Origin of the sequence: Streptomyces sp. JL2001 (assembly GCF_050917515.1) — a bacterium.
Taxonomy (GTDB): domain Bacteria; phylum Actinomycetota; class Actinomycetes; order Streptomycetales; family Streptomycetaceae; genus Streptomyces.
This window is the reverse complement of the sequence record NZ_CP169421.1, coordinates 7,088,353-7,113,243: the sequence shown is the minus strand read 5'-3', so window position 1 is coordinate 7,113,243 and position 24,891 is coordinate 7,088,353. Positions and strand designations below refer to the sequence as shown.

Here is a 24,891-nt window from a genome sequence, read left to right as displayed (position 1 = left end):
GCTCACCCGGCAGGGACGGTGATCACCGGGCAGTGGGCTCTGTGCAGCAGCCCGTGGACGACGGAGCCGACAAGCATCCCGGTGTATCCGCCCCGGCCTCGACGGCCGACGACGACGGCAAGGGCGTGCTCGGCTGCGTCCGCGAGCGTCTCCACGGGGGAGCCGATGGGCACCTCGTGGGTCAGCCGGACGTCGGGATACTTCTCCGACCAGCCCGCGGTGGTCTCCGAGAGCAGGCGGCGCTCGGCGTGGAACAGCGTGTCACCGCTGTACAGGGAGAAGACGGGTGGTTGCCAGACGGCTATGGCACGAAGTGCGCAGTGCCGGAGATCCGCTTCCTCAACGGCCCAGGCCAGGGCTGCTCGCGAGGATTCGCTGCCGTCGACACCGACCACGAGGTACGGCCTCTCCTGCGTGACGTGTTCCGCGTCCCCCACGACCACAACCGGGCAGTGCGCCTTCGCGGTGACCGGGACGACCAGGGAACCGGCGCTCAGGAACTCCTCGGTACGACTGAGATGCCGGGAGCCCAGCACGATCATGTCGGCCTCGTGCGACAGGCCGGCCAGGGCTCCTGCCGGGACCCCGTCGAAGAGGGAGGCGGTGGCCTTGACGGCGGGCTGCCGGGCCTGAGTCCAGGCAAGCGCGGTACGCAGAGCTTCCGTGCCGGCTTGCCGCTGTGCCTCGTGACGAGGGGTGTCGTCGACGTGTTGGGTGTCGTGCTGCGGTGGTACCGCGACCACCAGCCGCAGTCCCCGTCCTCGCAGGTGAGCCTCGTCCGCAGCCCAGGCGAGCGCCAAGTGCCAGTTCCTGACCGGGTCGATACCGACGACGATGTCCCTGCGATCCGTGGCGCTGGTCATGACGTGCTCCCGTGTCCAGGTCCCTGCCGGGGGATGAGCTCCACAGGGCAATGGGCGTGCCGCAGCGAAGAGAACCCGCCAGGACCCCGGTGCCCGACGACGATGGTGCCGGTCGGAGCGGCGGCTCGCCGCGGACTGCCGGGAGCCGGGCCGGCGGACAGTTCCTTGACGACCGCCGGCTCGGGGTCGCGCTCCGTGACCGCCTCGGCGGTCCGGTCGAGCAGCTCCCTCCCGGCCCGTCGGCTCCTGACGATCTCTGCCTCGGACAGAAACGGGACCGGTGCGTCCGTGTCCGCCGCTTGAACGAGGCAGGGAGTGCTGCCCCGCAGGGCCGCCTCCGCAGCCGTCCGCATCACCCCGGGGTGTGCGGACGGTGATCCGTCGACGCCGACGACCACCCTGCTCGGACCGGGACGGACTGTGGTGCCGCTCATGGCTCCTCCTCGCAGGGTCCTGGGGACCTCCTTCCACCCTGGCAGCTGGTCCCGGTGACCGCAGGGGCCGCTGGGGGTAGAGCAGGACCAAAGGTCCCCACCTCCGGACTCGGCACCTCGCTCATGTCCCAGCCGCTGGAACGGCCCGAACTCCGTTCCGGCGCACGCGAGCCGCGATTCTCTGCGGCCGAGTGCCCGGGCCTCGGCCGTCACTCAGGCCTCCGGCGGGACGGGAAGCCTCACGACCGTGCGTGGAGAGCCGTCCGACGCGACTTCGGTGGCACCGTCTTCGGCCGCGTTCGAAGACCTCGTACGCCTTCGCCCTTCATGGCGCCCGCCGACTTCCTGTCGGGCGTCGCCGCGGGCCTCGTCCACCGGGCTCCGCGGAGCCCCCGGCAGCACATGAGCCGATCGGCCCCCGAAATGGCCCGCTCGGACCCTGCGGACCGGGCCGGTCCGGATGCGAGGGTGGAGACCGGCCCCACTCCGAGGGAGCGCTGACGATGTCCGTGGCAGCTCTGATCCCCGCTCCTGCCGCTCCGCGGCCGGCTCTGCTCAGTTTCCTGGGTGGTGTGGGGACGGTCACCGGCAGCAGGTTCCTGGTCGAGAGCGACCATGCCCGGATCCTCCTCGACTGCGGTCTCTTCCAGGGTTTTCGCGAACCTGCGGCACCGCAACTGGGAACGCTTCGCCCGCGACGCCGCGGACATCGACGCCGTGGTCGTCACCCACGCCCACCTGGACCACTGCGGCTATCTGCCCCGCCTGGTGCGGCAGGGATTCCGGGGACCGATCCTCACCAGCGCCCACACCGCCCGGCTCGCCGGGATCGTGCTACGCGACAGCGCACGGCTCCAGATGGAGGCCTCCCGGCACGCCAACGAATACGGCTGGTCCAAACACCGCCCGGCCAAGCCGCTCTATGACGACTCGGACGTCGAGAAGACCCTGGCGTTCTTCGACCCGATCCCCGTCGGCGAGGACGTCGAGATCATGGCCGGCATCCGGCTGACGCTCCACCACGGCGGGCACATCCTCGGCTCGGCATGGGCCCGCCTCACGCTGGAGGACGGCCACACTCTGGCCACCTCCGGGGACTTGGGCCGCCCTGGACACCCGCTGCTGCTGCCGCCCGAGCCGTTCTCGGGCGCCGACGTACTTCTCATGGAGTCCACCTACGGCGACCGCCACCACGACCAGGACTCCGCCCGGTCGGAGTTCGCCTCCGTCGTCGCCCGCACCTGTGCACGGAACGGCACCATCGTCATCCCGGCCTTCGCGATCGACCGGACCGAGGTCGTCCTGCACGAACTGGGCCTCCTGCGCGAAACGGGCGTCCTGCCCCGCCCGGTCCCCGTCTATGTGGACAGCCCCATGGCCCTTGCCGCGCTGGACGTCTACCGGGACGCCCTGCGCGAGCACTCAGCCGAGCTGCGGCCCGAGATCCTCGCACGGGGAGAGGGCGCGCTGAGCCCGGAACCGTTCCTCGCGGCGCGCACGGTGCAGGAGTCCATCGACATCAACAGTACGCACGGGCCCGCCGTGATCGTCTCCTCGGCCGGCATGGCCACCGGCGGCCGGGTCCTGCACCACCTCCACCGCCTTCTCCCCGATCCGCGCAACGCCGTGGTCGTGGTCGGCTTCGCAGCGGCCGGCACCCGGGCACGAGACCTGGTGGACGGAGCCCGGACGCTCAAGATGTTCGGCGAGTACGTGCCCGTACGGGCCGAGATCGCCGACGTACCCCACTTCTCGGCCCATGCCGACGCCGGCCAGATCATCGACTGGCTCCGTGGCGCGCCTCCCCCGCGCACCACCTACCTCGTCCACGGCGAGCCGACGGCGTCCGAGGCGCTGCGCGATCGCATCGACCGCGAACTGGGCTGGACGGCCGTCGTACCCCGCTCCGGGGAGGCCGTTCTGGTCCGCTGACCCGGTCCCTTCGGACCCCCAGCTGTGACCGGCCCAGCGCCCCACCTGGGCAGGACCGTTGCGCGGGAGTCTGTGGGAAGGACCGGAAGCACACCCCGAGCATCATGAGGATGCTGCTGAACGAACTCGCTCCGGTACCCGCAGCCGCTGCGGCAGTGTCGGCGCAGCGATCCCCGGATCGAGGCGCGGACGCGAGCCGGACGCCAGCACCGGGGACTCGCGGCGGAGGCTGCGCCCGATGGGGCGAGCGGGCGCCGCCAGTGGGCTGAGATCGAAGCCGGGGGGCGGGACTCCGTCACCGCTCGTGGGAAAGATGCCGGGATGACGTGGTTTGCGACGCCGGTGGGCGCTGTTCTGGTGTTGTTCATTCTCCGGGACGTGTTCCACACCCTTTGGCACCCGACCCGTCACGGCGGTCTGAGCAGGCTCGTGATGGTGTCGTTGTGGTGGCTGTCCCCGCGCCTCGGCAAGCGCCGGCGGTCGGCCGGTCTCGCGGGACCGCTTGGCATGGTGACGGTCGTCGCCGCGTGGGCGCTGACCGTGGCCATGGGGTGGGGGCTCATCTACTGGCCCCACATGCCGGAGGAGTTCTCGTACGCTGCGGGGCTCGTCCCGTCCGAACATGCGGGCCCGCTCGACGCCCTCTACATCTCGCTGGTCACCCTGGCCACACTCGGACTGGGCGACATCGCGCCGGCCTCCGGATGGCTGCGCGTGCTCGCCCCCATGGAGGCCCTTGTGGGCTTCGTGCTGCTGTCGGCGACCGTCGCCTGGATCCTCGGCATCTACCCGGCGCTGGCCCGCCGCAGAGCGCTGGCCCTGCGGCTGTCGCACGTGCGCCGCAGCCGGGCCACCGCCCAGGCCCTCGACTCCGACGGCGGCGCCGCGCTCCTGGACGGTCTCGCCTCGGCCCTCTCCACCATCACGGTGGACTTCCTGCAGTACGCCGAGTCGTACTACTTCCACGACGGGGACGAGAACACGTCCCTGCCCCGACAGCTCCGCTATGCCCTCGGCCTCGCGGACCAAGCCACCGAGGCGCACCACCCGGACGTCAGACTCTCCGCATCGGTACTGCGCAGGGCACTCGAGGACCTGGCCGTCGTGCTCGACGAGCGCTTCCTGCGCACCGGCGACGAGCCCGAGCAGGTCTTCGCGGCGTACGCCGACGACCACGGGGAACCCCCGGGGCCGGGTGGCCCTCCCCAGGACGGCGGCGGCGGGCGATCCTGAACGTGGGGCGGCGCCGGTCGAACGCGCGAGAAGGTGACGAGCGATGAGGCACCGCAGCGTCGCGGACCGCCGCTGGGCCTGTTCGACTTCAACCTCGGCGTGCTCCGCCGGTCCTGGCGGGTCTCGTACTACTCGTACGGCGCTCTCGGCACCGACCGCTACCCCGCCCTTCCGTCTCGACCAGGGCAGTCACGACCGGGGACGGCCGAGGTCCGCTGACGGCGCCGCCTGGCGCGCCGCAGCTCGTCCGTGCCCCACACCAGGACCGGGAAGGTCGCGACGAGGAGGACGACGTCCAGAGGAAGGGCAGCCGTACCGAAGAGATGCTGGAGCGGGGGCACGTAGACGAGAGCCGCCGTGAAAGCGAGCTCGAAGGCGATGCCGGCGAGCAGCAGCGGGTTCGTGAACACCCCGATGTCGCGCAGCGCCGCGTGATCGGTGCGGGCCGCGAACGCCGTGCCGACCTGACAGGTGACGATGCCGGCGAAGGTGGCCGTGGTTGCCGTCACATAGGCGTGGTGCAAGGGGCTGCCGGTACCCGTGGGGTCGCCTGGCTGCCACCCCGCGCGCCACAGGACGTAGAAGTAGCCCGCCATGACGAGGACCGCGGACGTGAGCCCCAGGTATCCCCAGCTCCGTATGAGCATGTCGCGGGAGATCACGCCCTGGTGCCGCGGCCGCGGAGGCCGCTGCATGACGCCGGGCTCGGAGCGTTCCCGGCCGAGGGCGAGGGCGGGCAGGGTCTCGGTGCCGAGGTCGATGGCGAGGATCTGGAGCACGGTGAGGGGAAGCGGAACCGCGCCGGCGGAGAGCGCGAAGACGAGGAAGGGCACGATCTCCGGAGTCGCGTGAGCGAAGATGTAGACGATGAACTTGCGCACGTTGTCATAGACACGCCGCCCAGCTTCGACCGCGGTCACGATGGTGGCGAAGTCGTCGTCGGTGAGCACCATGGTGGCGGCCTCGCGGGCCACATCAGTGCCGGAGCGTCCCATGGCCACCCCGATGTGCGCGCGGTGCAGCGCAGGGGCGTCGTTGACCCCGTCACCCGTCATGGCGACGATCTGGCCGTGCTCCCGCAGGGTGTCCGCCACCTTGAGCTTCGTCTCGGGCGAGGACCGGGCGAAGACGATCTCGTCGTCGCCTTCCGCGAGGAGCCGGTCCAGCTCGTCGTCGCCCAGCGACTCCGAAGCCGCGACCACGTGCAGCCGGGGTAGTCCGATGCCGACCTCCCGCGCGACGGCCGCGGCGGTGGCACCGCTGTCCCCCGTGACGACGTGAACCCGGATCCCGGCCTCGTGGCAGCGGCGTACGGCCTCCGCCACCTCGGGGCGCGGCGGGTCGTACAGCCCGACGAGCCCGAGCAGGGTCAACCCCGACTCCGCGTCCTGGCGGTGTGAAGGCAGCTCCGCGCCACTCGCCACGTCGCGTACAGCGACGGCCAGGACCCGCATGCCCTCCCGGGCCAGCTCCTCCGCCGCCGAGCGGGCGGCGTCCGTGGCGGAACCAGGACGGACACGGGCCAGGACCGCCTCAGGCGCTCCCTTGACCACGATCCGGAGGCGACCCGTCGCCTCGTCGTCCTGCACGACCGACATCAGGCGCAGCCGCGGATCGAAACGGAACAGCGCCCGCCGTCCCGCGTCGCGCCGACCCAGGTCCACCGAAGCCCCATGGTCGGCGGCCCCGGCGACGAGGGCGGCCTCGGTGGGGTCGCCGTGCAGTTCGCCGTCGGCTTCTCGCGTGACGGTGGTGCACAGGGCGCCCACCCTCGCCAACTCCTCTGCCCAGGGGCCAGGATCCGTCCCGTGGTCGACCGTCCACAGCGCCCTGAGACGCATGCTGTTGCGGGTGAGCGTGCCGGTCTTGTCCGTGCAGATCACGCTCGTGGAACCGAGGGTCTCCACAGCGCTGAGCCGTTTCACCAGGGCACCCCGGCGGGCCAAGGCGCGAACCCCGAAGGCCAGGGCCAGCGTGATGGTCGGAAGGAGTCCCTCGGGGACGTTGGCGACGAGGAGACCGATGGCGAACATGAGGGAGTCGGTCACCGGCAGTCCGACGGCCACCCCGAGGACGAGAAACACGACGCCCATGCCGGTTGCGACGCCGGCGATGAGCCACGCGACCCGCTTGACCTGCCTTTCCAGGGGGCTCGCCTCACGCCGGGTCCGCTGGCTGAGCGCAGCGATCCGGCCGAGTTCGGTGTGGTTTCCGGTGGCGAACACGATGGCACGGGCTTCCCCCTCGACACAGGTCGTCCCGCTGAACACGAGGTTCGGTTCCTCGAGCAGGGGGGCGCCGAGGATCCCGGCTGAGGCGATCCGTTCTGCCGGCACGGACTCGCCCGTGAGCATCGACAGATCGACCTCGACCCCGCCCTCGGTGACGTGAGCGTCGGCGGGTACCTTGTCGCCCTCCTCCAGGAGGATCAGATCGCCCGGTACGAGGTCACGGGCCTCCACGACGCGGGGCTGCCCGTCGCGTACGGCGCGGGCGTGCTCGGGCAGATAGCGGGCGAGCGTCTCAACCGCCCGCTCTGCCTGACGTTCCTGGAGCAGGGCGAAAGCCGCGTTGACGGCGATGACCGCGAGGATCGCCCAACCGAGGACCGCCAGGTCCGCGACGAAGGCGAGAACGGCTGCAGCCCAGAGCAACAGGGCCAGGGGATGGGCCAGCTGCCCGACCAGCTCCCGAATGAACGAGGAGCGCACCTTGCGCCGCACTTCGTTCGGTCCGTGGACGGCGAGGCGCCGGGCGGCCTCGCGGGCCGAGAGACCGTCTGGCCCCGTGGCGAGTTCACGACGCAGCCGGGGCAGCGGTTCACTCGGATCGAAGGGCAGCGCCTGGGTGGGGGGAGGGATCCGCTCCGGGCCGGCGCGGCTGCCGGCACGGTCCGTCATCGTCGTCCCCCGCAGCCCCGCTGCTGCGGCGCGGTCGCCCGGACCACGGCACCGCAGATCACAACGATCAACAGCACGAAGACCAGGGCGGTGCGCCTTGCGGGTCTCCTGGGCAGGTCGGTCCCGCTCCCCGGCTCGTGGTGGAGCATGCCGCACCTCCCGATGGGGTGTCTCGCCAACCTGGCGGAGGCCCCTTCAGTGGGTGGCGTCGAGTTCCGTTCCGATGTGGTGGGCCCATGCCCGGATCCGTTCCGGATTGCGGAAGTCGCCGCCCTTGCCCCGGGCCACCATGTGTCGGGCGACCGGGTCGGACGTCTCGGCGGTCACGGCGCCGCCGAAGGTCATGTGCTCGCGAGCGCCGAGCTTCCTCATCCGCCGGGCGACCCCTCGTACGGGCGGGATGTCGTGCTGTTCCGCGGAACTGTCGACGGGGCCGCTGCTGAAGAGCCACAGAGGCCGTTGCCTGAGCTGTTCCGCGTTGCGCCGGGCGCACCGTCGTGCCTTGCCGGTCCAGTGCCCGGCGTAGAGGGCTCCGCCGAGGACGACGCCGTCGTAACCGCTCACGTCGGTGACGGTGTCGGCCGGCAGGACGGCAGCGTCGAAGCCGTCGTCCCGAAGCGTCCGGCCGATCTCTTCGGCGATACCGGCAGTCGCGCCGGCCTTGCTGCCATAGGCGACCAGGACACGTTTGGCGTTCATGATTCGGCGCCCTCGGCCGGCTTGTCGGCCCGCTTCACCGGAACGGTCCGAACGGACGTGGTCTCCTCGTCGGGCATCGGGACGCGAATGGTGAGAATGCCGTCCGCGTACGACGCCTCGACGTCGTCGGCGGAGATCGTGCCCGGGAGGCGCACGGTCCTGCGGAACGATCCGTAGCGGAACTCCGAGTGCTCCTTGTCCTCCGTGCTCTCGCTGTGCTCGGCGCTCACCGTGATGAGGTTGTCGTCGACGGTGATGCCGATGTCGTCGTCCGGGTCCATCCCCGGCAGCTCGGCCCGCAACACGTACACGCCGTCACCGCTGGTCACCTCCACAGGAATGGAGTGAGCCGCCGTCGCGGGGCGCCACCCGGGCAGCCCTGGGAACTCCCGGTTGAACCAGTCGTTGAAATCGGGGAAGAGGCTGTGCCTGCGTTCCACCTTGCCTCCGGCCATTGTTCTGCTCCTCCTGTACAGGGCCCAGGACGGTCGCCGTGGACCCCAGTCGGTACGGACAATCGGCGGATCGGGTCTGCGGAGCCCGGTCCGGCTCCGTAGCCCACTCTTCCACTCACGAGGTCGCGTGGCGCAGTGCCCAAGGGGGCTGTCCGACGGGCCGAAAGGGCCTCATCAGGAGGGGACCGACCGGCCCCCATGGCGCCACAGCACCGGTGCTGTCAGCGGCAGATCTCCTCGACGAAATGGCCCACCCTTTCCTCGGGCAGGTGCCGTGCCAAGTCCGCCTCGCTGATCATGCCGACCAGGCGGTGGTCGTCTATCACGGGTACGCGGCGGATGCGGTGGTCCTGCATCGTGCGGAGCACCTCTTCGCTGTCGGCGCCCACGTCCACGGTGACCGGTTTGCCCTGGGCGAGGTACCCGGCCGTCATCTGGTGGGGGTCTTTGCCCTTGGCAAGGCACTTCACCACGATGTCGCGGTCGGTGATGATGCCGTGCAGCCGGTTGTCCGGCCCGCAGATGGGCAGCGCGCCGACACCCAGTTCGCTCATGCGTCGTGCGGCGTCCATGAGGTTCTCGTTCTCCTGCACGCAGCTCGCACCCGAGTGCATGATTTCCCTTGCGGTCGTCATGGCCGCGTCCTCCTTTCCGTCCCCCTGTTCGCGTTCCGGATGATCGCCGTCGGTTGCCAGGAAGAGTGTCGACGCGCGATGGGGTGTGCCGGACGCATGGGCGTCCCATCCGCCCCCTCCACGGGCAGCTGGTGGTTCCTGGGCCGACCGGGCAGCGAATCTCCCGTGGCCCCGCCCGCCGACCGCGCCGGACCGAAGCCCGGCGTCCCGGCCGACTCGGTGTCGTGTCTTCCTCGGCAGTCACTCCTTCCTTCGTCCGGTGGCGCTCCCGGGAGTCGTCTCCGCGCGGGCCACGTGCCCTTTGACCGCTGCGAAGCTGTCCGGCGCCACGGAGATGGTGTCGAGGCCGGCCTCGACCAGGATCGCGGTGAACGCCGGATCGTCGCTGGGTCGCTGCCCGCACAGTCCGACCGGCCGGCCGGCCGCGTGGGCGTGGGCCGCGAGGGTCCGGATGCTGCGGACGACGGCGGGGTCACGCTCGTCGAAGACGTGGGCAAGCGCCTCGGAGTCGCGGTCGACGCCGAGGGTCAGCTGGGTGAGGTCGTTGCTGCCGATCGAGAATCCGTCGAAGCGTTCCGCGAACTCCCTGGCCAGGATGATGTTGGCGGGTATCTCTGCCATGACGTAGACATGCAGCCCGCTCTCGCCCCTGACCAGCCCTTCGTCCGCCATCACCGCGAGCACCCGGTCGGCCTCGCCGAGGGTGCGGCAGAAGGGGATCATGACGACCACGTTCGTCAGCCCCATCCGCTCGCGCACGCGGCGCAGCGCGCGGCATTCGAGGGCGAAGCCCTCGCGGTAGCCGTCGCTGTAGTACCGGCTCGCACCGCGCCAGCCGATCATGGGGTTGGCCTCGTCCGGTTCGAAGGGTCGGCCGCCGAGGAGCTTGGCGTACTCGTTGGTCTTGAAGTCGCTGGTGCGCACGACGACGGGCGCCGGCCAACGCGAGGCGGCGATCCGGGCGATGCCACGGGCCAGCCGGTCGACGAAGTAGTCACCTCGGTCCGAGTAGCCCTCGGTGAGCCGCTCGATGACTTGCCGGTCGTGGGCGTCGAGCCGCTCCGGATGCAGCAGGGCCATGGGGTGGACCTTCACCTGGTGGGCGACGATGAACTCCAGGCGGGCAAGTCCCACTCCGTCCGCGGGGAGCCGCCACCAACGGAATGCTGCTGATGGATCGGCCAGGTTCAGCATCACCCGGGTTCGGGTGGCGGGGAGTTCCGCAAGGTCGGTGTCGGTCTCCTCGTACGGGAGCAGCCCTTGGTAGACACGTCCGCTCCCTCCCTCGGCGCACGACACCGTGACGGAATGCCCGTCACGCAGGATCCGTGTCCCGTTTCCGGTTCCGACGACGGCGGGGACGCCGAGTTCGCGGCTGACGATGGCGGCGTGCGAGGTGCGCCCACCGTGGTCGGTGACGATGGCGGAGGCCCTCTTCATGACGGGTTCCCAGTCCGGGTCGGTGACGCCGGTGACGAGGACGCCGCCGGGCGGGAAGCGGTCGAGGTCGACTGGCGCATCGAGCGCCACGACACGGCCCTGGCCGATGGCCTCGCCGACGGCGAGGCCATCGACGAGCGGTTCCCCAGGTGTGGCGGTGAGCCGGCGGCGGGTCAGGGTGGTGGTGCGCCGACGCGACTGGACCGTCTCGGGGCGGGCCTGGACGATCCAGAGCTCACCGGTGAGGCCGTCCTTTGCCCATTCAATGTCCATGGGGCAGCCGTAGTGCTCCTCGACGGCCGCCGCCCAGCCGGCGAGCGTGCGGATCTCCGCGTCGTCGAGGACCCGCTGGTTCCGCTCACTGTCGGGTGTATCGACCGTGCGGGTCAGCCCGGTGTCCGCGTACACGGCCTTCAGCCGTTTGGCTCCGATCCTCACGTCGATGACGGGATCGAGCGCCGGATCCTTCATGCTCGGCTTGAACACCGTGTACTCGTCCGGGTCGACCTGGCCGCTGACGACGGTCTCCCCCAGCCCCCAGGCGGCACTCACCACGATCACGTCCGGGAAGCCGCTCTCCGGGTCGAGGGTGAAGACGACCCCGGCGCCGGCGAGGTCGGAGCGGACCATGACCTGGACGCCGATGGACAGGGCGACGGCGAGGTGGTCGAAGCCCATCCGTTCGCGGTAGTCGATCGCCCGGTCGGTGAAGAGGGAGGCGTAGCAGCGCGTGCACGCCTCAAGGAGCGCGTCGGCGCCGCTGACATTCAGGTACGTCTCCTGCTGCCCGGCGAAACTCGCTTCGGGCAGGTCCTCCGCCGTTGCACTGCTTCGCACCGCCACCTCGGGCGACTCCCGGCCGATCTCCTCGGCCAGCCGCTCGTACGCCGCGAGCACGGCATCCCGCAGAGGCACGGGCAACGGTTCCACGAGAAAGAGGGACCGGATGGCCGCCCCGACCTCATCGAGTGGGGCACCCTCATGCAATCGGTCGATCTGCGCCTCCATGCGACGGCGGAGGTCTCGGGAGTCGAGCAGTTCCTCGTACGCCTCGGCGGTGGTGGCGAATCCTGGAGGGACGCGGATGCCCTCCTCCCCGAGGCGGGTGGTCATCTCGCCCAGTGAGGCGTTCTTGCCACCCGCTCGGCCGGCGTCGTGCCGCCCCAGTTCCGTGAAGGGTACGACGCGTCGTATCGGTCCCATGGTCTCCTCCACAGCTCTCGGGCCTCCTCAGTACGGCAGGGGACGGCCGGCTGGCGTACGCAGGTCGAGTGGGGCCGGCCTGCGGGGACGCCGGTGCCGGGGACTGATCAGGATGCGCTTCATGATGCTCGCCTCTCCGCACGACCGGCCGACGGACCGGGGGCGGCCTCTCGCCCCACCATCCCGCGTTGAGGTTGGCGCGCCCCAGTGCCGAGGGGGGCAGCGGGCATGGGCCGGTCGGTCGTGCCGGACCGGGACCGGTCGGCCCATGCCGGGTCGTCGGGCCCCTCGCGATGGGGGAGGGGGACGGTGATCACCGGACACGGGGCGCGGTGCAGCAGGCCGTGAGCCGTCGAACCCAACCGCATGCCGGAGTAGCCGCCACGGCCCCTGCGACCGACCACGAGGGAGAGGGATTCCTGGGACTGCAGGGCAAGTTGTTCGACCGGATGTCCCCGCACGACCTGTTGGGAGATGGCGACGTCCGGATACCTCTCCGCCCAGCCCGCCACCGACTCGGCGAGCAGCCGACGCCGCTCGGCCAGACCCTCTTCACCGTCGTCGTGGGCGAGGACGGAACGGGGCCAGACCCACACGGCCCGCAGCCGTGCCTCCCGCAGGCTCGCCTCCTCGACGGCGAAGGCGACCGCGGCCTGTGAGGCTTCGCTTCCGTCCACGCCGACGACGACGGTCGGTGGGTGCACGGTGGTGTGCTCAGGTGAGCGGACCACGACGACGGGGCAGTCGGCCTGTGCCGTGAGGGGGACGACCACGGAGCTCTCGCTGAACATCTCGGCCGGCCTGCCGAGACGACGGGAACCCACGACGACGCATGCGGCGTGCTGCGCCATGTCGCGCAGCACGGTCGCCGGCACACCGTTCACGCGTTCCGTCGCGATCCGCAGACCGTGGTGCAGTTCGCGGACGACGTCCTCCGCGTTGGCCATTGCCGATTCCGCACGGAGACGCAGGGCGCTCTGCCGGGCAAGCGCGTCGTACCGCAGCCCGTCGTGGGCCGGCAGTACGGCGACGACCAGTCGGAGCACCAGTCCTCGTCGCACGGCCTCGTCGGCGGCCCAGACGAGAGCGGGGACGGACTGTTCCCGGGGGTCGACACCGAGCAGTATCTCGTTCATGTCTCCTGGACCCAGGTCGCGAAGGCGGGTGGGACGATCTCCACCGGGCAGTGGGCGTGGTGGAGCAGGACGTGGGCGACTCGCCCCAGGGACGAGCCTGCGCCCAGGGCGCGGTGTTCCCTGCCCATCACCAGCAGATCGGTGTGGCTACTCGCCTCCACCAGGATCCCGGGCGTGCTCGTACCCGTCTCGACATGATGGCTGACGATCAGCCGAGGATAGAACTCGTGCGCGAGGTCGGCGAGCGACTTGATCTCGTGCACGCGTTGTCGCGCGAGCCCGTCGAGGTCGTCCAGCATGGTCGCGACACTGCCGACGTGGGTGAGCACGTTCCAGACGCTCACCAGCCGCAACGCCGCCTCGCGAGCGTCCGCCTCGGCAGCAGCGACCAGCAGCCAGCCCAGATCCGAAGCACCATGCACGGCGGCTGTCACCGAGCCCGACGCGGGACGGTCGCCGTCACCACGGACCACGATCACGGGCACCTCGGCGCGGCCCGCCACACCCAGACCGACGGAGCCGAGCATGAGCGCGGAGAAACCGCCGAGGCCCCGGCTGCCCACCACGATCGTGCCCCGATGGCCAGCGGCCGCCCGGAGACCGGCGACCGGCTCCTGGCGGCTCAGCTCCTTCGTGACGGCGAGGTCCGGAAAGAGGGCACGGACCGCGCTCGCGGTCTCGGTCAGCAGGTCGCGGCCCGCTTCACGTACCGCCTGGATCGTCTCGGCATTGGCGAAGAGCGCCCGGCGGTCGGTGTCGGCCGCGTGGACGAGATGCAGGGGCCGCCCACGGCGGTCCGCTTCGGCGGCGGCCCAGAGTGCGGCCGTGCGCCCGGAGGGGGATCCGTCGACTCCCACAATGATGTTGCCGAGCTCCGGTCGGGTGGGGGTCTCGCTCTTCATGGCTCCTCCTCCGAGGTACACACCAGGCTCGGGAACGCGTCCCGAGGCGACATCTCCCACACTGGCTCGTGGCGGGCCTCCTCGGGATGGGCCGTTCGGCCCCGATCGAGTCCTGCCCGGCCCTGCCGCCGGATGCGATGCGGCACCACCCGAAATGCGAAATCCGCTGACCGGTCCGGACCCGGGACGAGGACGGGGACGGGGACGGGACGGGAAGGACTCGAAGAGGGAGGAATGCCCTGACAGCCCAGGTCACCGTCGGTCTGGAAGGTTCTGATGAAAGCCTCGCCGCCGCCCGTCGCCACGACGCAAGCGGTGCTACGGGAAGGCGCAACTCACCAGAACATCACGGGCTCGACCACCTCTGATCATCTCGCTTGGCGCGTCCCTCCGGAACCCGCCTACCGGGACTGCAGCTCGCGAACCCGGGCGCGGAAGACGCGCCAGCGTCGCTCGTTCTCGTGCACCAGCGTGGCCGACCCCACCATCAGATCCGCCGCCCGGTCCAGCAGTTCGGAAGCCGAATACAGGTAGGAAGGGGCCACCCGCTCCCCGCCCAGATCGGCCCGCAGCGCCGCCGGGGCGAAGTCGACACGGGCCAGCAGGTCGAGGGAGCGTCGCAGCAGCCGCGCGACCAGGGCTTGCAGGCCCGCCGACTGCCAGTCGTCAGCGATGATCCGGTGCCGCTCACCGAGCAGGTCGGCCAGCGCCGGATACGCGGCCAAGCTCCCGGCCATCGCCCACGCTTGCTCCATCGCCCCGGCCAGCCAGACACCTGTCTGCTCAAGGTCATCCGCGAGCAGCCCGACCTCACGCTTCAGCCTCTGCAGTTCGGCCGGCTCACCCTCCCCTTCCATGAAGAGAATCCCCGACTCCGCGACGAGCCCAGGGACATTCAGGTCCTCCGTGCCGGCGAACGCGATCGCCGGCGCCTGCTCACCCACGCCGATCACGCTCCACCGGTCTGCCAGCGCCTTCAGCGCCCGAGACCGCGCCTGCAGCTCGCCGGCCTGCCGCAACGGCGCCTGTGAGTAGTACTTCTCATGCTCGCGGTGGAACCGCGCGAGATTGTCGATCAACTGCAACAGCGACTCAGGGGGGCTGAGCCGCGTCTCGTCCTCGGCCATGTCGGCAGTGTGCACCAGGTGCCACGCGTGCGGGCACCCGGGCACGCCGGGCACAGCGGACACGGGCCCGCCCGGCGCACAGGGATCATGTACGCGAGGGCCCTTGGTCAGCAGATCCGGCCCGGGTGCCGGGCGCGCCCGGCACCCGGATACGGCGACCGGTCACCCGGCGCGGCGTGAGCGTCACCAACGTGTCGCGCCCACCCCCGGCCCACGGCTCCGGGGGGCCGGCGTCCTTGATCCTCCGTACCGAGTTCTCGTCCGACACCGTGCGTACCGAACCGACGACAAGCACGCTCCAGCCCTGGCTGAACGCTTCGTCCAAGCGGTCCTCCTCGAAGGCGACTTCCGCGCCGGACGCCGAGGCGCGCGCGAGGGACGAGTCCTCAGCGGTCGCGAAGACGATCTCCCCGTCGACGATCTGGTAGTTCACGGGGAACACCGCCAGCCCGTCCCGCCCCTCGACGGCGACGCGGCCGACACCGTGCCCGTCCAGCAGCTCCCAGCACTCGGCCTCGCCGACGTCCTCCATCCGTGCCTGGTGCCCGGCGGCTCCGACGGGCGCGAGGTCCGCCCTGTACCCGGTGAGATCCTGGACGGTGGTCTCCAGGGCGTTCGCGAGCCGGACCAGGAACTCGACTCCCGGGGTCGGCACCCGCTCCTCGACGTAGGTGATGAAGCCGGGTGCGGAGCCGGCGCGTTCGGCCACTTCCTCCCGGGACAGGCCGAGCTGCGTGCGCCGTGCCGCGACGCGCCGGCCCAGGTCGCTCGTGACGTGCGAGGTGTGCCGTTCGTCGGCCGTGTTCATCACTGGTCTCCCTTCCTGGGCTCCGGACCTCGCTGGGGCACGACGGCGACCGGGCACGAGGCATGGTGCAGGGCGCGGTGGGCGACCCTGCCGAGCTCCAGACCGACGAGCCCGTCCCTGCGTCGTGCCCCGACGACCAGCAGGTCGGCGGCGGCAGAGCGATCGGTCAGGACTCTGTGGGCCGAACCCTCGGCCGTGGTCCTGCGCAGCCGCACACCGGGATGCTCGGACTCGGCCGTCTCCACGGCCTTGTCGAGCAGTCCGGAGGACCGTTCCGCGAAGTAGACTCCCCCGTCGCCGCTCGGCGTCGAGCGGTCGACCGGTTCATGAGCCGGCCGTCGCCAGGTGCGGACGATGGCGAGTTCGGCATCCCGCACCTCCGCCTCCTGGAAGGCGAACCGCACAGCCGGCGAGTCGACGTCTTGTTCTCCGACGCCGAGCAGGATGCGTCCGTGGCGTGCCTCCAGGGCATGCCGGTCGCCACGGACGACGACGACCGGGCAGTGGGCCCGGGCGGCCACGGTGAGGCTGACGGATCCCAGCAGAAGGTCGGCGAACTCGCCCCGCCCCCGGGACCCGACGACGAGGACCGAGCCCTCCCGACCCTCCCTGAGAAGCCCGGTGGAGGCGTCCTCGGCGAGGACGTCCGTGGTGAGGAGGAGGTCGGGTGCGCGGCGTCGGGCGCGATCGGCCGCAGTGCCGACGATGTTCTCTGCGAGGACCTGGCCCGAGGGCCGGTCCGTCGCCCACGTCGGCACGACTCCTTCGTACCGTTGCCACATCGAGGCATGGACGATCCGCAGGGAAACCCCGTGCCGTACCGCTTCGTCGACGGCCCAGTCCAACGCTGTGAGACTCACGTCCGACCCGTCGACTCCTACCACCAGGGGCGATTCCATCGTGCCCACCGCCTTCCGGGACAAGTGGTGGCCTGCTGCCACGCTCCCACCGGATGCACGGGCTGGGTAGGGCCGGTCGGTCCCGGTCGCGGCCCGTGCAGACCCCACGTGGAGGCGGCACCGAGACACGACGGGAGGAGGGGCCCATCCGCTTCTCGCGGATCCTGATCGCGCGGTGCGCGGCTCGAAGCCGCTTCCCCGCGTCCCTGGGGCGGGGCCCCTCCTCACTTCAAGGAAAGCACCGGCCGACCGTCCGTGCCAGGGACTGCCCGGGTCCCGACGTGCCCCTTTCGGCCCTTGTCGTCCGCCGCCCGGCGGCGACACCCTCGCAGCAACAGGACTCGGGGCGCCCAGACGTACCGGAGGGCGGTCATGACGCACTCGCGTACCGTCGACGACGTGAATGACCCATGCGGTGGCTCGCCTTCCACCGTGCGTCCCGGTCGGCCGACGGCCATAGGGGCGAACAGTCCCGGAAGGGGACCATTCGGCACTGCCCGCGGGTGGGCTTCGCACAGCAGGGTGAGATCCACCGGGGCCCCCGAACCACGATCAGGCGAAGGCGTTCGTTCGGCAAGCCGTGCACCGTGTCGTACCCGGCGCCGAGTTCACCGGGCTCGATCCCGGCGTGTCCCTGCGGGACACGTTCGAGATGGATTCGCTGGACTTCCTCGAATTCGTCGAGGCGCTCGCCGAACTCAGCGGGACGGAACTCACCGAGGACGACTATCCGGCCCTCGACAGCTGGGACGGCTGCGCCGCTCGCCTGGTGGGCGAGGCCGGTGCATCCGCACAGGGAAGGAGCGGATGATGCGTCACCGCAGGATCGAGCAGCTGATGACCCGTGAGGTGGTGAGCGTACGCGGCGACGCCCCGTTCAAGGAGATCGCCCGCGCACTCTCACAACACCAAGTGTCCGCTGTTCCCGTGGTGGACGGCGGGGGCCGTGTGGTCGGGGTGGTGTCGGAGGGGGATCTGCTGCGCAAGACCGCCGACCAGGCCGCCACACCGGGTGATCCGCCTGCCGTTCCGGAACTGAAGGCGTGGGAACGAGCGAAGGCCGAGGGGACGCGGGCCGAGGAGCTGATGTCCGCACCCGCCGTGTGCGCCCGTTCCGACTGGACCGTGGCGGAGGCGGCACGGCTGATGGAGGTCCAGGGGGTCAAACGGCTCGTCGTCGTCGACGACCAGGACCGGCCGGTTGGCATCGTGAGCCGCCGCGACCTGTTGGGCGTCTTCCTCCGTAGGGACGACGCCATTCGCCGGGAGATCGTCGAGGACGTTCTCGGCGACACACTGCGTCTCGAACCGACCGCCCTCGCCGTCGCGGTGCACGACGGGCGGGTGGAGATCACCGGCAGGCTGCCCTTCCGGGGCATGATCCCGGCGATCGAGCGCATGTGCACGACGGTGGACGGCGTGGTCTCGGTCTCCTGCACCCGTCTCACGTACGACGTCGATGACACCGAGCGAGGAGGTGGACGGTCATGACGCGGAGCGTCGTGGTCGGCCTGGACGGCACAGAGCAGGCCCAGGCGGCTGCGGAGTGGGCGGCCGGGGAGGCTCTGCTGCGCGGCACAGACGTACATCTGGTGTACGCGAAGGAACCAGTACCCGAGGCCGCTCTGTCGCTCGTGGAGCCCGAGTCCGAGGAGTCGTTGGCCAGGGAGATGATGGCACGCACCGCCGGTCAGCTGCGCGAGCGCCATCCCGGCCTGTCGGTGACCTCCCGGGTGTTGCCCTCCGGTCCCGTGCCGGGTCTCGTCGGTGCGGCCGAGGAGGGCGGGCTGCTGGTCCTCGGCTCGCGTGCGCTCGGCAGCGTGGCCGGTTACCTCCTCGGCTCAGTCGGCTTGACGGTCGCCGGTGCGGTCGAAACTCCCGTCGTACTGGTACGGGCCGTAGGCACGGCGAGCGATCCACGGGGCCCCGTCGTGGTCGGGGCGGACGCGCGGCAGCCCGTGGACTCCGTGCTGGGCTTCGCCTTCGAGGAAGCCGCGCGACGGCACACCCGGGTCCTCGTCGTGTACGTACAGCAGCTCCCGCTGCACGCGGGAATGGGGCCCGCGATGGTCCCGGACTTCAGGCTTTCCATGGTGCCGGAGATCAAGCGTTCGGTGGAGGTCATGCTGGAACCCTGGCGGGCGAAGTATCCCGACGTCGAGGCGGTCGCCCGCGTGGCGGTCGGATCGGCCGGACTCGAACTGGTGGCGGTCGCCCGGGAGTCCTCCCTCGTGGTGGTGGGCCGGCGTGCTCGCCGTTCGACGCTCGGCGCACACATCGGCAGCGTGGCCCACGCCGTCCTGCATCACAGCCCGGTGCCCGTCGCCCTCGTTCCCCACGACTGATCGCCGCCGCTCACTTCCCGGGCGTCGCGGGACACAGACGTACCGCTGTGACTCCGGACACGAGGAAGGACGGTTCCACGGGACTGCACCGGTGCTCACTGCGTGGTTCCGGCAGCCTTGCGCGTTCTCCATGCCGCCTGCGCACCTCCGCGAACCAGGTCACCGGGGCGGTGACGCGTCCGGGGACCGGCTTCACCGATCTGCGCCAACTGAGGTTCTTCGTCACGACCCCTCAGCGGCGGACCCGGGGCATGCCGAGGCCGAGCCAGGAGATGATCTCGCGCTGGATCTCGTTGTTCCCGCCGCCGAAGGTGAAGATGACGGCCGAGCGGTAGCCGCGTTCCAGCTCGCCGTGGAGGACGGCTCCGGCCGAGCCCTCCTTCAGCGCGCCGGCCGAGCCGACGACCTCCATCAGCCAGGCGTAGGCGTCGCGGCGGGCCTCGGAGCCGTAGACCTTGACGGCGGAGGCGTCCTGCGGGGTGAGGGTGCCCTGCTGGACGGCGTTCACCATCTGCCAGTTGAGGAGCTTCATCGCGTCCAGGCGGGTGTGCGTCCGCGCCAGCAGGCGGCGGACCCAGGGGAGGTCGATCACCCGTCGGCCGTCGGCGAGTTCGGTGTCGGCGGCCCAGCGCTGGACGTCGTGGAGGGCACGGATCGCCATGGTGCCGTGGGCGGCGAGGGTGACCCGCTCGTGGTTGAGCTGGTTGGTGATCAGGCGCCAGCCCTTGTTCTCCTCCCCCACGCGGTGCGAGACCGGGACGCGGACGTCGTCGTAGTAGCTGGCGGTGGTGTCGTGCGAGGCAAGGGTGTTGATCAGGGTGCAGGAGTAGCCCGGGTCCGTCGTCGGGACGAGCAGCATGGTGATGCCCTTGTGCGGCGGGGCGTCCGGGTCGGTGCGGACGGCGAGCCAGACCCAGTCGGCCGTGTCGCCGTTGGTGGTCCAGATCTTCTGCCCGTTGACGACGTACGTGTCGCCGTCCCTGACCGCGCGGGTCTTCAGGGCGGCGAGGTCGGTGCCCGCGTCGGGTTCGCTGTAGCCGATGGCGAAGTCGATCTCGCCGGAGAGGATCTTCGGCAGGAAGCGTGCCTTCTGCTCGTCGGTGCCGAACTGCATGATCGTGGGGCCGACGGTGTTCAGCGCCATCAGCGGCAGGGGGACGCCGGCCTGGGCGGCCTCGTCGAAGAAGATGAACTGCTCCATGGGGCTCAGTCCGCGTCCGCCGTACTCGGCGGGCCAGCCGACGCCGAGCCAGCCGTCGGCTCCGAGCCTGCGGATCGTCTCGCGGTAGAAGCGCTTCTGGGTGGCCGGGTCGGCATAGCGGGCGTACACGTTGTCCGGGACCAGCTCGGCGAAGTACGCCCGCAGCTCGGCGCGCAGGCGGTGCTGGGCGTGCGTGTACTCGAGGTGCATGGGGGCCTCCCGTGGCAGCGTCCTTGGAGCGTGCGCGCGACGGCGGCCACGGTAGAACGTGTTCCACAAATGCGGAAGCCCCGTGCGCACGGGCGGCGCGGCCGGGGCGGGCGGGACAGACGGGGTCGAGGCCCGGACGATGGAAGCGCCGGGCCGGGTCACGGCGGCGCGGCTCGCTCCCTCGGCCCGGTGAGGACCGGGCCGAGGGAGCGGGGCCGCAGCCGACCGCGGAGCCGGGGCCGGGGCCTCAGGGCAGGAGTTCGTCGAGGGAGGCGCGGCCCTTCTCAGCCATCCGCCGCTCCGCCCACGCGAGGCTCTTCGGATTCACATCGCGTCCGGAGGCGAGGACCAGGTCCTCCGCCGTGTATTCGCCCTCCGACCCGGCATGCAAGAGGCGGTCGGGCGTCGGGCTCTCCCCCGGAGATGTCTTGTCGGACTCAGCGTTCATGCCGCCTCCTACTAGTTCTTCCGGCACTCCATTCTCAGGGGCGGCTCCCGCTCCCGCATCCGGGCCGGGACGCGGCGGTCCGATCACCGCCCGGTGCCGCCCAGGATCCGCGTCGGGCCGGTGTCGGAGCCGCGTCGGCGGGGGCGGGGAGGCCGGCGGGCGAGCCACGACACGCGGGAGTCCTCAGGACGAATCCGCCGCCCCGGGTGACCGGGGTCCGCCCGGTCACCCCGCGCATGGTCCGGGTCACCTTCGGCGGCCCTGACCTGGGCGGCCTCTCGCTCGCCGGGCCGGACCAGCGGGTGAAGCCGTTCTTCCCCCGGCGGCCCGGCACCGAACCGGTCCTGCCCGCGCCCGGCCCGGCCCGGACGGCGACGTGATGCGCTGGTGCGCGGCCTGCGCCGGGCTGCCGGGGGCCGATCGTCCCTGGATACGGAGCTACACGTTCCGGACGCACGACCCGTCCGCCGCGACCCTCGACGTCGACTTCCTGCTCCACGCCGGGGGCGAGGGGGACCGGGCCGGCGACGCGCTGGGCGCGCCGGGCTCGGCCCGGGGACGCCCCGGGGATGTCGCCGGCGGGCGCTGGCCACGGGGGGCGTCGCGCTCCTGATGAGGGTCGGGGCACCCCCGGGGCCGGCCCCTCCCGGCTTCGGCGCGCACCCTCCCCGGGGCTCCGACGGGACGCTCCTCCGGTGCTCGGCCCGCCCCGGGCTCAGACGAGGCCAGCGGCCTCCTTCACCTGGAGGGCGGCGCCCTCCGCGTGGCACCGCGCGTACGTCTCCGGGGTGAGCGCGGCGCGCAGGGCGCGCTCCGCGTGCGCCCGCACCGAGGTCTCGGTCTGCGTGGTGAAGGGCCGGAAGCCGACCCCGTCGGCCGTGCCGGAGTGGGCGTCGTACGCGCCGAGCAGCCGGGCCCCGTCCTCGGCGGGGCCCGGCCGGCCGAGGCTCCCCTTGGCCCAGGCCGCCGTGGCGAACTGGCTGACCACGAGGTACGGCGAGACCAGGTAGGCGAGGGTCTCCAACTGTGCCACCGCGCGGGCGAGATGACCGAGCGCCTCGTCGTACGCGCCGTCGAGGCAGGCGAGCCAGCCGCGCAGTCCGCCGGCGACGCCGGCGAAGAGGTCGGGGGTGGAGGCACTGAACTCGGACTCCAGCAGATCCAGTTGATCGCGCGCGAGGGCCGTGTCCCCGTCGTGTCCGTGGTGCTGGACGAGGAGCAGTCGGGCCGTGCCGACAGCCTCGTTACCCAACTCCCCGGCTTCGCGGGCCGCTTCGGCGAACAGCTCCCGTGCTCCGGCCCGCGCCTCGTCGTCGGCGGCGGTGCGGACGCGGACGGAGGCGAGACGCGCCTTGAAGACCGGGACCTGCGAGCGGGCGCCGAGGTTCGCCGCCGCGTGCGCGGCCCGCTCGAAGTCCGCCGCGGCCTCGTCGAGCCGGCCCGCCCGCTCGTACGACTCGCCGCGTGCGCAGAGGGCTTCGGCGATTCCCCAGGAGTCCCGGGCGGCCTCGAAGGCCGCGAGCGCCTTCTCGGCGTCCTCGGGACGCTCCCCGAGCAGCTTGGCCCGCATGAGGTGGGTGAAGCCGGCCTCCCAGTCGTCGCCGTGGGCGTGGCAGGCGTCGAGCGCGGCGTCCAGGGTCTCGCCGAGGGTGCGGAACCCGCCCGTCATCAGCCGGGCGAAGAACCACATCGAGCCGGGCTGGCGGCAGTTCTGGGGCAGCCCGGGTCGGTAGGCGGCGACGACGGCGGCGAGCCGGGCCCGGGTGTCGGGCCGCTCCAGGGCGGTGGCCCCCTCGCCGCCCTCTCCCGCGAGGACGAGGAGCCGGCAGCCGCGCCGGGCCTCCCACAGCCGCTCGTCGTCCCAGGGCGGCGGCGTGTCGGTGCAGCGTCCGTCCAGGGGCGTGGCCGGGCGCACGGGCGGGGCGAAGGGGTCGGGGCCGAGGGCGGCGACGGCCGCGGACCAGGTCCGGGCCTCGCCGTGATGCGCGCGGAGCTGCCAGAACCAGCTCATGGAGAGCACCAGGGAGAGCGCCTCCTGCTCCTCCAGACGTTCGACGGCCGTCCGCAGCGCGGCGCTCACGTTGTCGTGCTCGGCCTCGAAGCGCCGGAGCCAGACCTCCTGCCCGGGCCCCCTCAGCCGGGCATCGCCGGTGCGGACGAGTTCGCGGTAGTACGTCAGATGCCGCCGCTCGGCCACCGCACGATCACCCGCCTCGTCCAACCGCTCTCCCGCGTACTCCCCCACCGTCTCCAGCAACCGGTAACGCATCACCCCCTCCTCCGAAGGAGCCGCCACCACCAACGACTTGTCCACCAACGCACCCAACACGCCCAACACCCCGGCCCCACCGGACCCCCCGCACACCGCCTCCGCCGCCTCCAGAGCACACCCGCCCGAAAACACCGAAAGCCGCCGCAACACCCCCCGCTCACCCTCGTCCAGCAGATCCCACGACCAGTCCACCACCGCACGCAACGTCTGCTGACGCGGCAACACCGTCCGCGCCCCCGACGTCAACAACGCGAACCGATCGTCCAACCGATCCGCGATCTGCCGCGGACTCAACAACCGCAACCGCGCCGCCGCCAACTCGATCGCCAACGGCAACCCGTCCAACCGCCGACCGATCTCCGCACACGCCTCCGCATCCTCCGACACCGTGAAACCCGCACGCGCCGCAGCACCCCGCTCCCCCAACAACCGCAACGCCTCACCCCGCGACAACGGCCCCACCGCACGCACGAACTCCCCCGGCACCTCCAACGGCTCCCGACTCGTCGCCAACACCGACACCCCCGGACACCGCGCCAACAACACCTCCACCAACCCCGCCACCGCACCCACCACGTGCTCACAGTTGTCCAGCAACAACAGCAACCGCCGCGACCCGCAATGCTCCACCAGACGCCCCACCGGGTCGTGGCTCGGCTGGTCGACGGCAGCGGCGGCGCTCCAGAGCTGCGTCTCGCGGGCACCGAGTGCGGTGAGGACGGCCGCGGGAACGTCGGACTCCCGCCGGACGGAGGCGAGTTCGGCGACGCGGACCGGCCCTTCGGCGCGTTCCGCGCCCTCCAGGGCGAGGCGGGTCTTGCCGACTCCGCCGGGTCCGGTCAGGGTGACGAGCCGCCCGGCGCGCAGCGCCGCCCCCAGCGCGTCCAGTTCCGCCGCCCGGCCGACGAAGGAGGTCAGCCGCGCGGGGAGGACCGAGCGCTCCACCGTCTCCTCGCCGACCAGCAACTCGGCGTGGAGGGCGCGCAGATCGAGGCCGGGATCCGCGCCGAGGCGGTCCGCGAGGAGGCCGCGGACCTCCTCGTACGCCTGGAGCGCCTCCGCGCCGCGGCCGGCCGCCCGCAGCGCGCGGATCCGCAGGGCCTGCAGCGGCTCGTCCAGCGGGTGCTCGGCCGCGAGGGCCGTCAGGGGCCCGAGCGCGGTCCGGGCGCGGCCGAGGGCCACGTCGGCGGCGAGCCGGTCCCGGCGCGCCTGCGTGTGCCGCTGCTCCGCGCGGACGACCGCGGGGTCGCCGTCACGGCCCGGGAGGTCGGCGAGCGCGGGCCCGTGCCACAGCCCGAGGGCCTCGTCCAGGATCCGGGCCGCCCGGGTCGCGTCCCCGTCGGCCAAGGCCCGGGACCCGTCCGCGGCCAGGCGCTCGAACACGTACAGGTCGATGTCCTGCGCGGTCGCGGCGAGGCGGTACCCGCCGGGGGTCGACAGGACGGCGTCCCGGCCGAGGGCCCTGCGCAGCCGCCCGACCAGCGCCTGCAGCGCCGCCGTGCCCTCCGCGTCCCCCGGCGGCGCGCCCTCCCAGATGTGGGCGACGAGCGTCGGGGCGCCGACGTCCCGACCGCCGGCGGCGGCCAGCGCCGCCAGCAGGGCCCGCAGCCGGGCACCGCTGAGCACGGCCTCGCGGCCGTCGTCCCGGACCGCCCGGCCGGGACCGAGGACTCGGTAGCGCGGATTCACCGGCCCATTCTGCCCGGCCGGTGAAATCTCCGGCGCGCCGTGTCGCCGCCATGGCGTCGG

The 24,891-nt window shown here is 71.8% G+C and carries 22 protein-coding genes and 1 pseudogene; 8 read left to right on the top strand and 15 right to left on the bottom strand.

What is annotated here, in order from left to right:
• Nucleotides 1–2: 2 nt before the first annotated feature.
• Both ACE1OA_RS31775 and ACE1OA_RS31770 read right to left on the bottom strand, forming a co-directional pair.
• Entirely contained in the window at nt 3–863 is an 861-nt protein-coding gene (locus tag ACE1OA_RS31775; protein WP_432753773.1) for a universal stress protein, read from the bottom strand.
• The gene (locus ACE1OA_RS31770; protein WP_432753772.1) at nt 860–1,297 is read right to left on the bottom strand and encodes a universal stress protein; all 438 of its coding nucleotides are present in this window, start codon (nt 1,295–1,297) and stop codon (nt 860–862) included. The genes ACE1OA_RS31775 and ACE1OA_RS31770 overlap by 4 nt, the downstream gene beginning before the upstream one ends.
• A gap of 615 nt (nt 1,298–1,912) precedes the next feature.
• Here ACE1OA_RS31770 and ACE1OA_RS31765 point away from each other — a divergent pair.
• The 3 genes and pseudogenes from ACE1OA_RS31765 to ACE1OA_RS31755 form a co-directional block, all read left to right on the top strand.
• Entirely contained in the window at nt 1,913–3,229 is a 1,317-nt protein-coding gene (locus tag ACE1OA_RS31765) for an MBL fold metallo-hydrolase RNA specificity domain-containing protein (RefSeq protein WP_432753771.1), read from the top strand.
• A gap of 378 nt (nt 3,230–3,607) precedes the next feature.
• A complete protein-coding gene (locus ACE1OA_RS31760; RefSeq protein WP_384870429.1) occupies nt 3,608–4,462 on the top strand; it encodes a potassium channel family protein in 855 nt (284 codons plus the stop codon).
• A gap of 69 nt (nt 4,463–4,531) precedes the next feature.
• Nucleotides 4,532–4,627 (top strand): annotated as a pseudogene (locus tag ACE1OA_RS31755) (DUF4389 domain-containing protein); the annotation flags it as partial.
• Here the strand turns inward: ACE1OA_RS31755 and ACE1OA_RS31750 are convergent.
• The 10 genes from ACE1OA_RS31750 to ACE1OA_RS31705 form a co-directional block, all read right to left on the bottom strand.
• On the bottom strand, nt 4,621–7,362 hold the full coding sequence (locus tag ACE1OA_RS31750; RefSeq protein ID WP_432753770.1) for a cation-translocating P-type ATPase: 2,742 nt from the start codon (nt 7,360–7,362) through the stop codon (nt 4,621–4,623). The pseudogene ACE1OA_RS31755 and the gene ACE1OA_RS31750 overlap by 7 nt on opposite strands.
• Before the next feature lie 195 nt (nt 7,363–7,557).
• Nucleotides 7,558–8,061, bottom strand: a complete 504-nt coding sequence (locus ACE1OA_RS31745) for a flavodoxin domain-containing protein (protein WP_384870433.1) — start codon at nt 8,059–8,061, stop codon at nt 7,558–7,560.
• Nucleotides 8,058–8,516 (bottom strand): Hsp20/alpha crystallin family protein, encoded by a 459-nt coding sequence (locus tag ACE1OA_RS31740; protein WP_384870435.1) that lies wholly within the window; start codon nt 8,514–8,516, stop codon nt 8,058–8,060. Before ACE1OA_RS31740 ends, ACE1OA_RS31745 begins: the two co-directional genes overlap by 4 nt.
• Nucleotides 8,517–8,737: 221 nt before the next feature.
• Nucleotides 8,738–9,151: a CBS domain-containing protein gene (locus tag ACE1OA_RS31735; RefSeq protein ID WP_384870437.1), complete on the bottom strand. Its 414-nt coding sequence runs from the start codon at nt 9,149–9,151 to the stop codon at nt 8,738–8,740.
• Nucleotides 9,152–9,391: 240 nt separating this feature from the next.
• A complete protein-coding gene (ppsA, locus tag ACE1OA_RS31730; RefSeq protein WP_386542890.1) occupies nt 9,392–11,794 on the bottom strand; it encodes a phosphoenolpyruvate synthase in 2,403 nt (800 codons plus the stop codon).
• A gap of 119 nt (nt 11,795–11,913) precedes the next feature.
• Nucleotides 11,914–12,930 carry a universal stress protein gene (locus ACE1OA_RS31725; protein ID WP_432753769.1) on the bottom strand — a complete coding sequence of 339 codons (1,017 nt, stop codon included), beginning with the start codon at nt 12,928–12,930 and terminating at the stop codon, nt 11,914–11,916.
• The gene (locus ACE1OA_RS31720) at nt 12,927–13,832 is read right to left on the bottom strand and encodes a universal stress protein (protein ID WP_384870443.1); all 906 of its coding nucleotides are present in this window, start codon (nt 13,830–13,832) and stop codon (nt 12,927–12,929) included. Before ACE1OA_RS31720 ends, ACE1OA_RS31725 begins: the two co-directional genes overlap by 4 nt.
• A 401-nt stretch (nt 13,833–14,233) precedes the next feature.
• Complete coding sequence (locus ACE1OA_RS31715; RefSeq protein ID WP_384870445.1) at nt 14,234–14,959, bottom strand: hypothetical protein; 726 nt, start codon at nt 14,957–14,959, stop codon at nt 14,234–14,236.
• Between the two features lie 85 nt (nt 14,960–15,044).
• Nucleotides 15,045–15,767, bottom strand: a complete 723-nt coding sequence (locus ACE1OA_RS31710) for a helix-turn-helix domain-containing protein (RefSeq protein WP_386542892.1) — start codon at nt 15,765–15,767, stop codon at nt 15,045–15,047.
• On the bottom strand, nt 15,767–16,666 hold the full coding sequence (locus ACE1OA_RS31705) for a universal stress protein (protein ID WP_384870449.1): 900 nt from the start codon (nt 16,664–16,666) through the stop codon (nt 15,767–15,769). The genes ACE1OA_RS31710 and ACE1OA_RS31705 overlap by 1 nt, the downstream gene beginning before the upstream one ends.
• A 580-nt stretch (nt 16,667–17,246) precedes the next feature.
• Here ACE1OA_RS31705 and ACE1OA_RS31700 point away from each other — a divergent pair.
• The 3 genes from ACE1OA_RS31700 to ACE1OA_RS31690 are packed head-to-tail and all read left to right on the top strand — an operon-like array spanning nt 17,247 to nt 19,011.
• Nucleotides 17,247–17,477, top strand: a complete 231-nt coding sequence (locus ACE1OA_RS31700) for a phosphopantetheine-binding protein (RefSeq protein WP_432753768.1) — start codon at nt 17,247–17,249, stop codon at nt 17,475–17,477.
• Nucleotides 17,477–18,157, top strand: coding sequence for a CBS domain-containing protein (locus ACE1OA_RS31695; protein ID WP_384870453.1), 681 nt, complete (start codon nt 17,477–17,479; stop codon nt 18,155–18,157). Before ACE1OA_RS31700 ends, ACE1OA_RS31695 begins: the two co-directional genes overlap by 1 nt.
• Entirely contained in the window at nt 18,154–19,011 is an 858-nt protein-coding gene (locus ACE1OA_RS31690; protein ID WP_386542896.1) for a universal stress protein, read from the top strand. The genes ACE1OA_RS31695 and ACE1OA_RS31690 overlap by 4 nt, the downstream gene beginning before the upstream one ends.
• Nucleotides 19,012–19,243: 232 nt before the next feature.
• Here the strand turns inward: ACE1OA_RS31690 and ACE1OA_RS31685 are convergent, their stop codons facing one another.
• Both ACE1OA_RS31685 and ACE1OA_RS31680 read right to left on the bottom strand, forming a co-directional pair.
• Nucleotides 19,244–20,422 carry an acyl-CoA dehydrogenase family protein gene (locus ACE1OA_RS31685; protein ID WP_432753767.1) on the bottom strand — a complete coding sequence of 393 codons (1,179 nt, stop codon included), beginning with the start codon at nt 20,420–20,422 and terminating at the stop codon, nt 19,244–19,246.
• A 247-nt stretch (nt 20,423–20,669) separates the two neighbouring features.
• Nucleotides 20,670–20,870 carry a hypothetical protein gene (locus ACE1OA_RS31680; RefSeq protein ID WP_147981931.1) on the bottom strand — a complete coding sequence of 67 codons (201 nt, stop codon included), beginning with the start codon at nt 20,868–20,870 and terminating at the stop codon, nt 20,670–20,672.
• Between the two features lie 206 nt (nt 20,871–21,076).
• On the opposite strand from ACE1OA_RS31680, the gene ACE1OA_RS31675 reads away from it, so the two are divergent.
• Both ACE1OA_RS31675 and ACE1OA_RS31670 read left to right on the top strand, forming a co-directional pair.
• Nucleotides 21,077–21,250 carry a siderophore-interacting protein gene (locus ACE1OA_RS31675; RefSeq protein ID WP_361317333.1) on the top strand — a complete coding sequence of 58 codons (174 nt, stop codon included), beginning with the start codon at nt 21,077–21,079 and terminating at the stop codon, nt 21,248–21,250.
• Nucleotides 21,250–21,483 carry a siderophore-interacting protein gene (locus ACE1OA_RS31670; protein WP_384870459.1) on the top strand — a complete coding sequence of 78 codons (234 nt, stop codon included), beginning with the start codon at nt 21,250–21,252 and terminating at the stop codon, nt 21,481–21,483. The genes ACE1OA_RS31675 and ACE1OA_RS31670 overlap by 1 nt, the downstream gene beginning before the upstream one ends.
• A gap of 102 nt (nt 21,484–21,585) precedes the next feature.
• Here the strand turns inward: ACE1OA_RS31670 and ACE1OA_RS31665 are convergent, their stop codons facing one another.
• Entirely contained in the window at nt 21,586–24,831 is a 3,246-nt protein-coding gene (locus ACE1OA_RS31665) for an ATP-binding protein (RefSeq protein ID WP_432753766.1), read from the bottom strand.
• Between the last annotated feature and the right edge of the window lie 60 nt (nt 24,832–24,891).

What these genes read in the sequence shown, in the direction of transcription:
- ACE1OA_RS31775 (WP_432753773.1), bottom strand. Translation starts at nt 863, where the DNA reads ATGACCAGCGCCACGGATCGCAGGGACATCGTCGTCGGTATCGACCCG.
- ACE1OA_RS31770 (WP_432753772.1), bottom strand. Translation starts at nt 1,297, where the DNA reads ATGAGCGGCACCACAGTCCGTCCCGGTCCGAGCAGGGTGGTCGTCGGC.
- ACE1OA_RS31765 (WP_432753771.1), top strand. Translation starts at nt 1,913, where the DNA reads ATGCCCGGATCCTCCTCGACTGCGGTCTCTTCCAGGGTTTTCGCGAAC.
- ACE1OA_RS31750 (WP_432753770.1), bottom strand. Translation starts at nt 7,362, where the DNA reads ATGACGGACCGTGCCGGCAGCCGCGCCGGCCCGGAGCGGATCCCTCCC.
- ACE1OA_RS31745 (WP_384870433.1), bottom strand. Translation starts at nt 8,061, where the DNA reads ATGAACGCCAAACGTGTCCTGGTCGCCTATGGCAGCAAGGCCGGCGCG.
- ACE1OA_RS31740 (WP_384870435.1), bottom strand. Translation starts at nt 8,516, where the DNA reads ATGGCCGGAGGCAAGGTGGAACGCAGGCACAGCCTCTTCCCCGATTTC.
- ACE1OA_RS31735 (WP_384870437.1), bottom strand. Translation starts at nt 9,151, where the DNA reads ATGACGACCGCAAGGGAAATCATGCACTCGGGTGCGAGCTGCGTGCAG.
- ppsA (WP_386542890.1), bottom strand. Translation starts at nt 11,794, where the DNA reads ATGGGACCGATACGACGCGTCGTACCCTTCACGGAACTGGGGCGGCAC.
- ACE1OA_RS31725 (WP_432753769.1), bottom strand. Translation starts at nt 12,930, where the DNA reads ATGAACGAGATACTGCTCGGTGTCGACCCCCGGGAACAGTCCGTCCCC.
- ACE1OA_RS31720 (WP_384870443.1), bottom strand. Translation starts at nt 13,832, where the DNA reads ATGAAGAGCGAGACCCCCACCCGACCGGAGCTCGGCAACATCATTGTG.
- ACE1OA_RS31715 (WP_384870445.1), bottom strand. Translation starts at nt 14,959, where the DNA reads ATGGCCGAGGACGAGACGCGGCTCAGCCCCCCTGAGTCGCTGTTGCAG.
- ACE1OA_RS31710 (WP_386542892.1), bottom strand. Translation starts at nt 15,767, where the DNA reads ATGAACACGGCCGACGAACGGCACACCTCGCACGTCACGAGCGACCTG.
- ACE1OA_RS31705 (WP_384870449.1), bottom strand. Translation starts at nt 16,666, where the DNA reads ATGGAATCGCCCCTGGTGGTAGGAGTCGACGGGTCGGACGTGAGTCTC.
- ACE1OA_RS31695 (WP_384870453.1), top strand. Translation starts at nt 17,477, where the DNA reads ATGCGTCACCGCAGGATCGAGCAGCTGATGACCCGTGAGGTGGTGAGC.
- ACE1OA_RS31690 (WP_386542896.1), top strand. Translation starts at nt 18,154, where the DNA reads ATGACGCGGAGCGTCGTGGTCGGCCTGGACGGCACAGAGCAGGCCCAG.
- ACE1OA_RS31685 (WP_432753767.1), bottom strand. Translation starts at nt 20,422, where the DNA reads ATGCACCTCGAGTACACGCACGCCCAGCACCGCCTGCGCGCCGAGCTG.
- ACE1OA_RS31680 (WP_147981931.1), bottom strand. Translation starts at nt 20,870, where the DNA reads ATGAACGCTGAGTCCGACAAGACATCTCCGGGGGAGAGCCCGACGCCC.
- ACE1OA_RS31670 (WP_384870459.1), top strand. Translation starts at nt 21,250, where the DNA reads ATGCGCTGGTGCGCGGCCTGCGCCGGGCTGCCGGGGGCCGATCGTCCC.